Origin of the sequence: Streptomyces sp. NBC_01498 (assembly GCF_036327775.1) — a bacterium.
GTDB lineage: Bacteria > Actinomycetota > Actinomycetes > Streptomycetales > Streptomycetaceae > Streptomyces.
Window position 1 is genome coordinate 580,647 of record NZ_CP109598.1, and the last position, 13,786, is coordinate 594,432.

The following is a 13,786-nucleotide window of genomic DNA, read 5'->3' on the forward strand; positions in this document are numbered from 1 at the left end:
TAACGAGGAGGCGCTGATCCGGCCCCTCGGAGGCGGGCCCGCTCAGCAGGTCTCCCGGTAGGGGAGCTCGGGCAGGTGGGCCTCCCACTGCTCCCTCCCGAGCCCGCCCCGAGCCCGTTCGCACACCTCCCGCGCCGCCCGTCGCGGATCGAGCACGCCGACTTCCCGGTGCACGCCGTTCGGGGTCGCGATGCGCAGAGCGTCGCCGTCGTCGGTGAATCCGAGTCCGAGGACCGGGCCTTCACCGACCGGGACGAGTGTGCCCGGGGTGCCGGGCGAGGCGGTTTCCCAGACGCGTACGGAGTCGTCCCCGGTTCCGACCGCGACGAACTCGCCGTCGGCCGAGAAGGCGACGGGCCGGGGTCCGTCACGCACCGTGTGGTCCGATCGTGCGAGGACCGCGAGCCGGTGTCGGCCGAGGCGGTCCCAGAGAGTGACCCGTCCCTCCAGGGCGCCGACCGCCAGGAAGCTGCCGTCCCGGCTGAACCGCGCGGACTCCCAGGTGTCCTCGCCGTGCAGGCCGGTGGTTCCGCGCCCGGTGTCCAGGTCGTACCGATCGCCGTTCGACATGAGCAGAGCCGTCCCGTCCGGTGTCAGGATCACGGAGAACGTCTCCGTCCGCTCACGCAGGAGACGGTGTCTGGCCTGCTCGGAGGCCCGCCACACCTCCACGACGCTCGGGGCGTCGTTGTCCCCGCCGATCGGCCGGGACGTGGCGAACAGCAGGGATGTGCCGTCCGCGCCCACGGCGACGGTCTCGATCAGTTCCGGCACCTTGACGCGTGCGGTCGTACGCCGGTGGTCCACGTCCCACAGGCGGACCTCGGCGCCTCCGTGGGCGACGGTACGGCCGTCCGGCGAGAAGGCCGTGCGCGGTGTGGTGTCCCCGCGTGCCCGCCCCGGCAGGGTGGTCGTTCGGCCGCCCCGTTCGTGCAGCTGGAACTCCCAGTCCCGGCCGTCCCGCCGCGTCGTCAGGGCGGTGTGTCCGTCCGGGCTGAACTCGGCCTTTTGGTAAGGCTGTTCAGGTGGGCCCGATCCGGCTGTCGCCAGTACGGCGCGGACATCGAGGGTCTTCACGGTGCTCGCCCCGCCGACGAAGCGCAGCACACCGTCCGCCGGATCGATCCGTGGCCCGGCGCCGCCGGACCCTTCCGGTGTGTAGGTCGTCAGCGGGCGGTCCGGGAACGCGGTGCGCCACAGCGCCATGTCGCCGTGCCGGGTGACGGCGTACGCGCCGTCGGCGCTGAACGACACCTCCGGCAGGTCCTCGCGGCCCGTCTTCATCCGGGGGCGCTCCCGGCCGTCCCGCACGTCCCAGGTACGGACTCCGCCTTCCACGCCGACGGCGAGAGCACGGCTGTCGGGCAGAAACGTGAACCGGGCGCCCACGTAGCACAGTTCGCGATCCGCCTCGCGGGTCCAGAGTGCGGGCAGCCGGCGTTCCGTCCCGGTGTCCCAGACCGTCAGCCGGGCGCCGTCGTCCGCGCAGGCGGCGACGAGCCTCCCGTCGGGGCTCACCTGGGCGACCGGGCCGTCGTCCTCGCGCGCGCCCGCCGTGAACACCACCCGACCCGTCTCCACGTCCCACACCCGAACCCTGGCTCCGCTCTCCTCCCTGTCCTCGTCCTGGGTGACGAGCAGCCGCCCGCCGGAGCCGAACTCGGCTTGTGGATAGCTCCCTTGAAGGTTCCCGAGTCGCCGCGTCCGCTGCCCGTCGCGCAGGTCCCGCACGACGACGGCGCCCCGGCCGTCGAGAAAGGCGAGCCGCCCGGCGTCGCCGCTGACGGCGAGAACCGATCCGAAGGCGCCGCCCGGAACGGTGACCGCGCCGAGTGAGCGGCCGGTGCGGGTGTCCCACCGGTACACCCGGTCCCTGCCGACTTTTGTCAGGATCCGTCCGTCCGCGCTGAGTTGGGCCGGGGACTGCATGTCACCCGTGTCGTCGCGCGGGGTGAACGACGCCAGCTCGCGCTGTGCGGCGGCGCCCCGCACCGCCTCTCGGGTTTCGGGCAGGTCGGCGATCCGCCAGGAGGCCACGCCCAGTCGCATGGCCAGGCGCGGGTCCGAGGCGCGCAGGGCCGTCGCGACACCGGCGACGCGGCGGGCCTCGGCCTCGTCGTGGCGGCGATCGCTGATGCGGCTCTGCTGCCAGGCCGCCGTACCGGCCACCGCCGCGAGGCAGATCAGCAGGGCAACGGCCGCCAGCAGGGAGCGGCGTCGGCGGGCGCCACGGGTGCGCAGGCGCAGGGCCCGCTCATGGGCGGCCACGCTCGCGCGGAGGAAGTCGCCTTCCAGGGACGTCAGTTCATCGGAGGCGCCCGTCTCCTCCCGAGCCCCGTCCCCCCAAGACCTCTCCCCCCGGGCCTTGTTGTCCCGAGCCTTGTTGTCCCGGTCACCGAACGCCCCGTCGCCGAACGCCTCACGTGCGGCCGGGAGTCGTACGCCCCGGAACAGGGCCCCCGGGTCCCGGTCCAGCGCCTCCCACGTGCGGGCGGCCTCCGTCAGCGCCCGGTGCAGGCGCAGCCGTTCCCGGTCGGCCTCGATCCAGCCGCGCAGCCGGGGCCAGGCGGTGAGGAGCGCTTCGTGGGCGAGGTCGACCGTGGTGCCGTCCACGGTGAGCAGCCGGGCCCGTACCAGTTCCTCCAGGACGACCGACTCGGCGAGTGCCGGGGGGAGTTCGGCGCGGTCCACGGGCCGCCGGGTGTCCTGCGTGCCGTCGCCCGGGGAGACCATGCGCAGCAGCAGCCGGCGGGCGACGGCGGCCTGTTCGCCGGTGAAGCCGGCATACACCGCCTCGGCGGTGTGGGCGATGGCGCCGCGCACCCCGCCGATCGCGTCGTACGCCTGCTCGGTGAGGGTCTTGCCGCGGCGTCGGCGCCAGACTTCGAGCAGGGCGTGTGCCATCAGTGGCAGACCGCCCGGCTGGCTTTCGACGTCCGCGACGATGCGGGCGGTCAATGCCCTCTCCACGACGAGACGGCCGTGTCGTGCCGGTCCGACGACGGCTTCCCTGAGCTGGGCGGACGTCATCGGGCCGACGAGGAGTGTGGCGGAGCGCAGGGCGTCGGCGAGCGGACCGTGCTCGGCGCAGCGGCCGTAGAAGTCGGCGCGTACGGCGATGACCACGCGTAGTCGGCTCTCGGGTGCGCGGGCGGCGAGCAGCGCGTCGACGAACCGGGCGCGCACGGAGCTGTCGTGGCACAGGGTGAACAGTTCCTCGAACTGGTCGATCAGGACGATCGTGTCGCCCTCCGCGGCGGTGGCCGGGGCGAGCAGGGCGGGGCGGGGGTGGTCCGACGGGGTGACGACCCGGACGAGGGCGGGCCTGCGGCGCGGATCCTGTTCGTCGCGCAGGGCCGGTACGAGCCCGGCGCGCAGCAGCGAGGACTTGCCGCTGCCGGAGCCGCCGACCAGAGCGACGACGCGGTGGCGGGCGAGGAAGTCGGCGAGTTCCGCGACGAGTTCGCCGCGCCCGAAGTAGGTGTCCCGGTCGTCGGGTTCGAACCGGGCCAGGCCCTTGTAGGGGGAGGTTGTCGCCTCCCGGACGGCCTCGGCCTCGGCTTCGTCGGCGGCGTCCGCCGTGGCGTCGCGCCAGCGCCGCTCCCAGTCCGCCGTGTCGCCACCGCAGGCACGCACATAGGCGAGCAGCACGGGCAGCGTGGGCACCCGTTCGCCGGACGCGGCGGCGGACAGGGTCGGGGCCGAGAAGCCGACGTGCTCGGCCATCGCGCGATAGGTGGGTCCGCCGGCTTCCTCACGCAACGTCCGCAGTTCGTAGGCGAGTTGTGAGGCGGCGCCCGCCGCCGGGTCGAGCGGCTTCTCACGGCGCCCCATCGGCGGCTCCCCCCTCGTGCATGGCGCGCCCCTCATGCCACGGTCGCGTCGCCCCATCGGCCCGCGATCCTATCGGCAGGCGTTCCCGCTGGTGGGCGGGCCGCCGGGAATTGATCGGCCGCCGGAACGGGGCTGCCCATCAATTCCCCGGCGGCTGGACTCGGTCTCCTCCCCACCCGTCGAGGCACGCAGGAGTCAGCCATCGCCACCGTCCAGGCCCCCGGGCTCCCCGCACCGTCCGTTGCCGTATCCGCCCCTCGTGTGCGAACGGCGCCCGTGCGGCGGCGTGTTGTCGTCGTACCGGTGCTGCTCACGCTCTCGCTGGGCATGTGGGGGCTCCGGCGCGGCAATGCCGTGTGGCACGACGAGGCCGTGACGATCGGGCTCGCGAGTCGCGATCTGCCCGATCTGTGGCGGACGCTGGGACACGTCGACGCCGTGCACGGCCTCTACTACCTGCTGATGCACGGCCTGTTCGACATCTCCGGCGCCGACCTGGTCGTCCTGCGGCTGCCCTCGGTGCTCGCCGTGGCCGCGGCCACGGCCGGCGTGACGATGCTCGCCGTTCACCTGGCGGGGCCGCGTGCCGGGCTGTGGGCGGGCATCGTGTTCGCGGTACTGCCCGGGGTGCAGCGGTACGCGCAGGAGGGCCGCTCGTACGCGCTGGTGTGCGCCCTCGTCGTCTGGGCCACGTACACCTTGGTGCGAGCGGTGGAGCGCGATCGGCGAGGCGTGTGGGCGGGGTACGCCGGGCTGCTTCTCGTGGCCTGCTGGCTGCATGAGTTCGCGGTGCTCGCGCTGGCCGCGCATGCCCTGTTCGTGCCGCGTGCGAGGCGCCGGGCCTTCGTGGGGGCGGCCGTGTGTGTCGTCGTGGGGATCGTCCCCCTGGTGCTGGTGAGTGTGCGGCAGTCCGCGCAGGTGGGCTGGCTGGATGCCACGAAGCCCGCCGAGTACGCCTGTCTCTCGTTGATGGCCGGCGTGGGCCTGGCGGCGGCGGTGATCGCCGGGTCGGGGCGGCCGACCCGCGCCTCGCGCCGGGGCCGGCTGGTCGTCCTCGGTCTCGGTCTCTTTCTCGCGCCGACCGGGCTGCTGATGCTGCTGTCCCTGGCCAAGCCGCTGTATCTGGACCGGTATGTGGTCTACGGCGCGGCGGGTCTCGCGCTGCTCCTCGGTGCCGCGTTCGACCAGGTGCCGCGGCGCGGGCGGGCGGTCCGCGCGGGCACGGCCGTCGTGGCCGTCGTCGCCTGCGCGGCACTGGTGCCGCTCTCCTTCTGTCTGCGCACGTCCGCGGGCCGTTCGGACGACATGACCGCGCTCGCCGCGACCCTGCGTGAGACCGCCCGGCCCGGCGACGGCGTGGTCTACCTGTCCGTGAAGCGCAGAGCCTGGGAACTCGCCGGCTCCGGGCCGGCCGCCGGGGTGGATCTCGCGCGGGCCCGCGGCCCGGTCGCCTCGCACAGCCTGTACGGCACGGAGGTGACGCCCGAGAAGTTGCGGGCGCGGATGCTGGCACGCCCCCGGATCGTCGCCGTCGCCTCGCCGCCCGGGGCCGCGGTGGAGGACGACGCCATGGCCCGGGTCAAACGGGACACGCTCGCCGACCACTTCACGGTCTGCGGCGAGCGCACGGCCCACGGGTCGGTGGTCACGGTGTACGCGCGCCCCGGCCGCTGCTGAGGCCGGTGCCCGGCACGGGGCACCCGGCGCACCGCGACGGCCTCGACGCGTGCACGGCCTTGCCGACAGAGGGTGGTTCCGAGCCAGGGGCGGTGAACGGCCGACCCGGCCGGGGGCGGGGCGCGTGCGGGCTCTACCGTCGGTCGGATGAACTCCTTCACCGCGCCCGCCCCGGTCCCCTCGCCCGAACCCGATCTCCCCGGCCGCAGCGGCCCGTCGGCCACCACCGAGGCCGAACCGCGCGCCGTGGGACCGGTACGTACCTCGTACGCGCCCGACAAGGACGGCGATCCCGATCCTGGCGAGATCGTGTGGACCTGGGTGCCGTACGAGGAGAACGACGGGCGCGGCAAGGACCGGCCGGTGCTGGTGGTGGCCCGTGAAGCGGCCGGGACCCTGCTGGCGGTCCAGCTCTCCAGCAAGCGGCACGACCGGGACCACGAGTGGGTGCCGATCGGGATCGGGCCGTGGGACCGGCGGGGCCGCGCGTCGTGGGTGGATGTGGACCGGGTGCTGCGGATTCACGACGCGGGCATGCGGCGCGAGGCGTGCGCGCTGGACCGGGGGCGGTTCAACCTGGTCGTCAACCGCCTGCGGGAGCTGTACGGCTGGCGCTGAGCCGAGGGAAGGCGCCGGGCGGGGGGTACCGGCCGGCGCCGAGCCGACAGGCGCGTCACGGCCGGTGCCGCGCCGGCGGGCCGGTGCCTGCCGCGACGCTGTCGGCGGTCCTGTCCACGGCCCCGTCGTCCGTCTCGCCCATGGTCTCCCGGGCGGTCTCCCCGGGGGTCTCGGCCGCGAACGTACGGCGAAAAGCGGCCAGTGTGGCGGCGCCCGCCGTCCGGTCGAGCACCGCGAAGACGACCTGCTCGAAATGGCCGGCGAACCGGCCCGCGCCCCCAGCGCCCGCGCCCACGTCGCCCGGCCCCCCGGCGTCCTCCGGCGGCCGTACCAGCAGCGCGCGGAAGGCTCCGGCCACCCGGGCCGGGTCGTTGCGGAAGACCCCGCACCCCCACGCCCCCAGCACCAGGCGCCGGTAGCCGCCCGCCACCGCGACCTCCAGCACCCGTTCCGCGCGCGAGGCGAGGACGGCCGGGACGCGCGGGGACTCCTCGGGCCGGTCGCGCGCCACCACCCCGGCGTTCGGGGCGGGCGAGGTGAGGAAACCGACGGTGAAGGGGGCGTCGAGCAGCCGCCCCCTGTCGTCGCGGAAGACCGGCACACCGGGCGAGTGGATCACCCGGTCGCTGTAGAAGGGGTCCCGGACGGCCCGGTGGTGCGCGTAGTGGTCCGGCGCGCGCAGCAGCGTGGCGTACAGGGCGGAGGCCCGGCACGGCGCCTCCTCCTGGGCCTGTGCGCCGTTCAGGTAGCCGCCGCCCGGGTTGCGCGCCGAGGCGAAGTTCAGGACGGCGACGGGGCCCGGCGCGGCCGACGTCATCCGCCGGGCCGCCTGGAGGCTGCTCTCGCCGGTGACCTCGAAGGAGGTCCCGCGGCCCGTGTCCGGCACGACGGGCACGGGCTCCGGACCGTACGGCCGGGTCCCCTCCAGGGCGGCGGCCAGTGGCCCGGCGAGCGACACCCGGCGCCCGTCCCCGGTGCGGTAACCACCCGCCCGGACGATGTTCTCGGTCTCCTTCGCGATCCCCCGAAGCCGTGCGCTCATGCCACGCAGCGTGGCTCAGAAGCACACTCGGGGCAACCATGTTTCCCACCCGAAGGGGCACTCTTGTGCGGACCGGTGAGAGTGGCCTTAGGTTGGACAAAGCGTCCCGCCCCGGCACCCGGGGCGGGGTCCGGTCACGATCTTCGACAGGAGGATCCGACCATGCCGTCGGACGAATTCGCAGCTGAGGGCCCATTTCTCCGCGAGGAGGACGCAGAGGCGCTGCTGCGCGGCATATGTTTCAAAACAGGTCCGCCCCGCACCGTGGGCGTCGAGCTGGAATGGCTCGTGCACGACCTGTACGACCCCGAACTGCCCGTTCGGACCACGCGTCTCGCCAGGGCGTTCGACGGTCTGCGGGACCTTCCCCTGCGATCGGCGCTGACGTTCGAACCGGGCGGCCAGCTGGAACTCAGCTCGGCCCCCGCCCCCTCGCTGATGGAGTGCGTCGACTCCACCGCGGCGGATCTCACCGCCGTCCGCCGCGCGCTGCGGACGGCCGGTCTCACGCTCACCGGCCTCGGACAGGACCCGTGGCACTCACCGGGCAGGCTCCTGAAGGAGCCGCGGTACGACGCGATGGAGACCTATCTCGACCGGATCGGCCCCTCGGGCCGCGCCATGATGCGCTCCTCCGCCTCCATCCAGGTCTGTCTCGACGCGGGCACCGAGGAACCGGGCCCGCTCGGGTACGGGCGGCGGTGGCAGCTCGCCCATCTGCTGGGCGCGGTGCTGGTGGCCGCGTTCGCCAACTCCCCCGTCCAGGCACGCCGTCCCACCGGCTGGCGCTCCACCCGGCAGGCCCATTGGACGGACCTCGATCCGGCTCGTACCAAGGCCCCCGACCTGCGGCGGGAGCCGCGTGCCGCGTGGGCGGCGTACGCGCTGGACGCGCCCGTGATGTGCGTCCGGACGGCGGACGGCCCCTGGGACGTGCCCCGGGGGCTGACCTTCCGCGACTGGATCCGTTCGGGGCTGCCGCGCCCGCCGGTGCGCGCCGATCTCGACTACCACATCACCACCCTGTTCCCGCCGGTACGCCCGCGCGGTCATCTGGAGCTGCGGATGATCGACGCCCAGTTGGGGTCCGACGGGTGGATGGTGCCGCTGGCGGTGACCACGGCGCTGTTCGACGACCCCGAGGCCGCCGAGCGGGTGTACCGCACCGTCAAGACGCTCGCCGAGACGGCGGGCCCGCTGCCGGCGCCGGGCAATCCGCTCTGGACGACGGCCGCCCGTGACGGGCTGGCGGACCCCGAGCTGCACGCGGCGGCGGTGGAGTGCTTCGCCGTCGCGCGGGAGGCGCTGCCCCGTACGGGCGCCTCGGAGGCCGTGCAGGAGGCCGTGGCGGTCTTCGACGAGCGGTACGTCGTGCCGGGCCGGTGCCCCGCCGACGACATGCGTGTCCCCGCGACCGGGAAGGAACTGCGGACATGACCGAGAACGCCGGGACACCGGCCGGGACGGCGTACGGACGAACGGACAGGAACCCGGGCGGGACGCCGGACAGCGCCGGCGGCGGACCCACCGCCGCGACGGCCGGCGGGACGCCGGACGGTGCCGCGGGCCGGAGCGCGGACCGCGGCACCGACGGGATATCAGTCGAGACGCTCCGGCGCCGGGCCGCCGACGCGCTGACCGCCGCGCGCGAGCGGACCGCCCTGCTCACCTCCAGCGTGGACGAGCCCGATCTGACCGCGCAGCACTCCCCCCTGATGTCACCGCTGGTCTGGGACCTGGCCCACATCGGCAACCAGGAGGAGCAGTGGCTGCTCCGTACGGTCGGCGGCCGGGAGGCCGTCCGGCCGGACATCGACTCGGTGTACGACGCGTTCGAGCATCCCCGGGCGCTGCGGCCGACGCTGCCGCTGCTGGCGCCCACCGAGGCACGCGCGTACGCCTCCGACATCCGGGGGCGGGTCCTGGACATCCTGGGCAGCAGTCCGCTGCGCGGCGGCCCGCTGCTGGACGCCGGGTTCGCCTTCGGGATGGTCGCCCAGCACGAACAGCAGCACGACGAGACGATGCTGATCACCCATCAGCTGCGGCGTGGCCCGGCCGTGCTCCCCGATCACGAGCCGCCGCGCCCCGATCCGGCGGACACGGCGGACCTGCCGGACGAAGTCCTGATCCCGGCGGGGCAGTTCAGCATGGGCACCGCCACGGAGCCGTGGGCGCTGGACAACGAACGGCCCGCCCATCACCGGCTGGTGCCCGCGTACTTCCTCGACACGGTGCCGGTGACCAACGGCGCCTTCCAGCACTTCATCGAGGACGGCGGCTACACCGACGAACGCTGGTGGGCCCCGGCCGGCTGGGCGCAGATCCGCGAACACGGCATCGGCGCACCGCTGTTCTGGCGGCGGGAGGCCGGGCAGTGGACGCGGCGCCGGTTCGGGACGGTCGAGCCCGTGCCCGCCGACGAACCGGTGGTGCATGTCAGCTGGTACGAGGCGGACGCCTACGCCCGCTGGGCCGGGCGGCGGCTGCCGACCGAGGAGGAGTGGGAGAAGGCCGCCCGGCACGACCCGGCGACCGGCCGCTCGCGGCGGTATCCGTGGGGTGACGAGGACCCGGGCCCGGAGCACGCCAATCTCGGACAGCGGCATCTGCGGCCCGCGCCCGCCGGCAGCTATCCGCGGGGCGCCTCGCCCCTGGGCGTACGGCAGTTGATCGGCGACGTGTGGGAGTGGACGTCCAGCGACTTCCTGCCCTACCCGGGCTTCGTCGCCTTCCCCTACCGGGAGTACTCGGAGGTGTTCTTCGGCCCCGCGCACAAGGTGCTGCGCGGTGGCTCGTTCGGTGTGGACGCGGTGGCGTGCCGGGGCACCTTCCGCAACTGGGACCTGCCGGTGCGCCGGCAGATCTTCGCGGGCTTCCGCACCGCCCGCTCCCCGGAGGACATCTGATGTGCCGTCATATCGCCTACGTGGGGCGGCCGGTGCCGCTGCGCGACGTGCTGGTCGCCCCGGAGTACGCGCTGTACCGGCAGTCCTGGGAGCCGCGCAGGCAGCGGTACGGGACGGTCAACGCCGACGGTTTCGGGGTCGGTTGGTACGCGGACGGTGACCCGCTGCCCGCGCGCTACCGCCGGGCGGGGCCCATCTGGAGCGACCAGAGCGTCGTCGACCTGACCCGGGTGGTCAGGAGCGTCGCGGTCCTCGCCGCCGTACGAGACGCCACCGAGTCGGGCGCGGACGGCGAGGCGGCGGCGGCGCCGTTCGCCGCCGGGCCCTGGCTGTTCAGCCACAACGGCGCCGTGCGCGGCTGGCCGGCGAGCCTGGCTCCCGTCTCCGCCGCGCTGTCCGCCGCCGAACTGCTGGCGCTGGACGCCCGGACCGACTCGGCGCTCGTCTGGGCGCTGGTGCTGCACCGGCTGCGGGACGGCGACGGGATGGGCCCGGCCCTGGCGGACACCGTCCTGGAGGTGGCCGAGGCCGCCCCGGGCTCCCGGCTGAACCTGCTGCTCACCGACGGTGAGACGGTCGCCGCGACCGCCTGGGGCGACACGCTCTGGTATCTCACCGAGCCGGGCGGCGGCACGGCCGTGGCCTCGGAGCCGTACGACGACGATCCGCGCTGGCGCGAGGTCCCCGACCGCACCCTGCTGGTGGCGACGTCCGCCGATGTCCTGCTCACTCCCCTCAAGGAGCCCCCCGCGTGAGCCCGTACCACATGACCCGCACCCTGCCCGAGGACGCCACCGGCGCCGCGCTGCGCGACGACGTGAGGCACGGGCTGACCCGTACGCCCAAGTCCCTGCCGCCCAAGTGGTTCTACGACGCCAGGGGCAGCGAACTGTTCGAGCAGATCACCACGCTCGACGAGTACTACCCGACGCGCGCGGAGCGGGAGATCCTGCTCGCCCGCGCGCCCGGCATCGCGGCGGCGACCGGCGCCCGCACCCTGGTCGAACTGGGCTCCGGTTCCTCGGAGAAGACCCGATATCTGCTGGACGCGCTGCCGCTGCTGCGGAGTTACGTGCCGGTGGACGTCAGCGAGAGCGCGCTCACCGGGGCCGCCCGGGCGCTGCTCGCCGAGCGGCCGGACCTCCATGTGCACGCGCTCATCGCGGACTTCACCGAGGAGTTCGCGCTGCCCCGGACCCCGGGGCCCCGTCTGGTCGCGTTCCTCGGCGGCACGATCGGCAATCTGCTGCCGGACGAGCGCGCCGACTTCCTGGCCTCGGTGCGCTCGCTGCTGGAGCCGGGCGACGCGCTGCTCCTCGGGACGGACCTCGTGAAGGACGAGGCCGTTCTGGTACGGGCGTACGACGACGCGTCAGGGGTGACGGCCGCCTTCAACAAGAACGTCCTGGCGGTGGTCGACCGTGAACTGGGCGCCGATTTCGATCAGTCGGACTTCGATCACGTGGCGTGCTGGAACGCCGGTCAGCGGTGGATCGAGATGCGGCTCAGGGCGCGCCGGGCACTGACGGTGAAGATTCCCGAGCTGGATCTGGTGGTGACGTTCGAGGCGGGTGAGGAGATGCGTACGGAGGTCTCCGCCAAGTTCACTCAGGACGTGGTGCGCGGTGAACTGGCCGATGCCGGAATGGAGTTGGCGCACTGGTGGACGGACGACGCCGGGCGGTTCGCGCTGTCGCTGGCGACGGTGGTGTGAACGGTGACGGCGGGCACGGGCCCGGTCGCGGATACGGACGGGGGTAGCGGCGCGGTCGCGGTCGCGGTCGCGGTCGCGGTCGCGGTCGCGGTCGCGGTCGCGGGGTGAACGGTGACGGGGTGCAGAGTGACGGTGGGGGCGGCGGCCGGGTGAACGGCCGTCGCCCCCTCCGGGTCCGTCCCGGTGACGGCGGCACGGGCCGCACGGGCCAGTGAGCGGCGGTCCGGGTGGCGGCCCGCGGGGATCAGCGGCAGGACCTCGATCCGCGCCGTGAGCCCCCGGGCCGCCACGATCCGCCACAGGGAGACGGCGAGCGGATCGTCCCCCACGAACGCGGCGGGCCCCAGCGGCCGGTAGCCGATCCGTACGGGCCGCACGGCCGCCCCCGCGTCCAGCGCGGCCTGGAACATGGCGGCGGTGAACGGCCCCTGGTCCCGGCCGCACCAGGTGCTGCCCTCGGGAAAGACGACGACCCGGGATCCGGCGCGCAGGGCGTCCCGGACGTCCCGGACGGTGCCCGGCAGGGCCCGGAGCCGGTCGCGTTCCACGAAGAGGGTGCCGCCGAGTTCCGCGACGGCCCCGAGGACGGGCCAGCGCCGGATGTCGCTCTTGGCCAGCACCCGCCCGGGGAACAGGGTCGCGACGAGCGGGATGTCCAGCCAGGAGATGTGGTTGGCGACGACGAGCACGCCGGTGCCCGGCGTGCCGGGCGTCTCGGCGGACGCCGGGTCCGCCTCGGCGTACCCGGTCCGCAGGCGCAGCCCGAAGGTCCGGATGACCGTACCTGTCCACCACCGGGTCAGCCGGTCGCGCCGGTCCGCGCGGCACAGGGCGGCCGGCGGTACGAGCAGCACCCCGGCGACGACGACCGCGACCCCGGCCAGCAGCCGCGCGCACGCGGCGGGTGCCCCCCGGCGCGCGTCCTCGGCCCGGGGGGCGCAGAGCCCCGGCGTACAGGGCGCCGTGGGCAGCCAGACGCTCATCGCGCGGGGGCGAGCGAGAGGAAGTGCCGCAGATAGCGCGGGTTGGTGCGGCGCAGCGACAGCAGGACGTAGAGGTCGGCGACGCCGAACTCCGGGTCGTGCGCGGGCGCGCCGCAGACCCAGGCGCCGAGCCGCAGGTAGCCGCGGAGCAGCGCGGGGAGTTCGGTGCGGGCGGCGGGGACGGTGTCGCTGTCCGGGGTCCAGAGGCGGTGCGGGGTGACCCAGTACTCCTCCGGGGCGAGGTCGCGGTCCTTGACGGTGTTCCAGGTGGCCGAAGCGAGGGCGCCGCCGTCGGCCAGCGGGAGGGAGCAGCAGCCGGCCATCCAGTTGTGCCCGGTGCGGGTCATGTAGCGGGCGAGGCCGGCCCAGATCAGGGCGATGACGGCGCCGTTGCGGTGCTGGGGGTGGACGCAGGAACGGCCGACCTCGACGAGGTCGTGGCGTATGTGGTCGAGCCGGCGGAGGTCGAACTCGCCCTCGGAGTAGAGGCGTCCGGCGACGCGGGCGCGGTCCGGGGGCAGCAGGCGGTAGGTGCCGACGACCTCGCCGGTCCCGGCCTCGCGTACGAGGAGGTGGTCGCAGTAGGCGTCGAAGGCGTCGCTGTCGATACCGGGCTCGGGTCCGTCGATGCGGGCGCCCATCTCTCCGGCGAAGACCATGTGGCGCAGGCGCTGGGCGGCGCGTACGTCCTCCTGGTCGACGGCGAGCGAGACGCGGTAGCGCCCGTCGGGCGCGGCGGCACCGGCGGGGGCGGGGAGGGACCCTGCGGGGAGGGACACCGGGAGGGGAACGGGATTGGGGAGGGTGGCGGGGGCGGGGATGACGGCGGGCGAGGCGGACATGACGGTCTCCAGTGCCGGACGGAAGAACGAGCGGTGACGGGACACCGCTGGTGCGGCGACCCGGCACCTTGTTTCTTCCGTGAGTGGCTGGATTCGACATGACACCCCGGCGGAGCGGGGATGTGGGACGGCTGAATGACCGGAACCGATCGGTCACGGGTTGGCAA

The 13,786-nt window shown here is 74.4% G+C and carries 10 protein-coding genes; 6 read left to right on the forward strand and 4 right to left on the reverse strand.

What is annotated here, in order from left to right:
• Positions 1-42: 42 nt before the first annotated feature.
• Complete coding sequence (locus OG875_RS02110; RefSeq protein WP_330172485.1) at positions 43-3,834, reverse strand: nSTAND1 domain-containing NTPase; 3,792 nt, start codon at positions 3,832-3,834, stop codon at positions 43-45.
• Between the two features lie 261 nt (positions 3,835-4,095).
• Here OG875_RS02110 and OG875_RS02115 point away from each other — a divergent pair, with 261 nt between their 5' ends.
• Both OG875_RS02115 and OG875_RS02120 read left to right on the forward strand, forming a co-directional pair.
• Positions 4,096-5,511 carry a glycosyltransferase family 39 protein gene (locus OG875_RS02115; RefSeq protein ID WP_330172486.1) on the forward strand — a complete coding sequence of 472 codons (1,416 nt, stop codon included), beginning with the start codon at positions 4,096-4,098 and terminating at the stop codon, positions 5,509-5,511.
• 147 nt (positions 5,512-5,658) lie between these two features.
• Positions 5,659-6,129 (forward strand): type II toxin-antitoxin system PemK/MazF family toxin, encoded by a 471-nt coding sequence (locus OG875_RS02120; RefSeq protein ID WP_330172487.1) that lies wholly within the window; start codon positions 5,659-5,661, stop codon positions 6,127-6,129.
• A 55-nt stretch (positions 6,130-6,184) separates the two neighbouring features.
• Here the strand turns inward: OG875_RS02120 and OG875_RS02125 are convergent, their stop codons facing one another.
• Positions 6,185-7,171: a TIGR02452 family protein gene (locus OG875_RS02125; RefSeq protein ID WP_330172488.1), complete on the reverse strand. Its 987-nt coding sequence runs from the start codon at positions 7,169-7,171 to the stop codon at positions 6,185-6,187.
• 162 nt (positions 7,172-7,333) lie between these two features.
• Here OG875_RS02125 and egtA point away from each other — a divergent pair, with 162 nt between their 5' ends.
• Genes egtA through egtD form a run of 4 tightly spaced genes read left to right on the forward strand, consistent with a single transcriptional unit; the run spans position 7,334 to position 11,794 of the window.
• On the forward strand, positions 7,334-8,608 hold the full coding sequence (gene egtA, locus OG875_RS02130; RefSeq protein ID WP_330172489.1) for an ergothioneine biosynthesis glutamate--cysteine ligase EgtA: 1,275 nt from the start codon (positions 7,334-7,336) through the stop codon (positions 8,606-8,608).
• The gene (egtB, locus tag OG875_RS02135) at positions 8,605-10,080 is read left to right on the forward strand and encodes an ergothioneine biosynthesis protein EgtB (protein ID WP_330172490.1); all 1,476 of its coding nucleotides are present in this window, start codon (positions 8,605-8,607) and stop codon (positions 10,078-10,080) included. The genes egtA and egtB overlap by 4 nt, the downstream gene beginning before the upstream one ends.
• Positions 10,080-10,835: an ergothioneine biosynthesis protein EgtC gene (gene egtC / locus OG875_RS02140; protein WP_330172491.1), complete on the forward strand. Its 756-nt coding sequence runs from the start codon at positions 10,080-10,082 to the stop codon at positions 10,833-10,835. Before egtB ends, egtC begins: the two co-directional genes overlap by 1 nt.
• Complete coding sequence (gene egtD / locus OG875_RS02145; RefSeq protein ID WP_330172492.1) at positions 10,832-11,794, forward strand: L-histidine N(alpha)-methyltransferase; 963 nt, start codon at positions 10,832-10,834, stop codon at positions 11,792-11,794. The genes egtC and egtD overlap by 4 nt, the downstream gene beginning before the upstream one ends.
• Here the strand turns inward: egtD and OG875_RS02150 are convergent.
• Both OG875_RS02150 and OG875_RS02155 read right to left on the reverse strand, forming a co-directional pair.
• The gene (locus OG875_RS02150; RefSeq protein ID WP_330172493.1) at positions 11,689-12,777 is read right to left on the reverse strand and encodes a lysophospholipid acyltransferase family protein; all 1,089 of its coding nucleotides are present in this window, start codon (positions 12,775-12,777) and stop codon (positions 11,689-11,691) included. The two genes, egtD and OG875_RS02150, sit on opposite strands and share 106 nt — an antisense overlap.
• Positions 12,774-13,619, reverse strand: a complete 846-nt coding sequence (locus OG875_RS02155) for a GNAT family N-acetyltransferase (protein ID WP_330172494.1) — start codon at positions 13,617-13,619, stop codon at positions 12,774-12,776. The genes OG875_RS02150 and OG875_RS02155 overlap by 4 nt, the downstream gene beginning before the upstream one ends.
• Positions 13,620-13,786 lie beyond the last annotated feature (167 nt).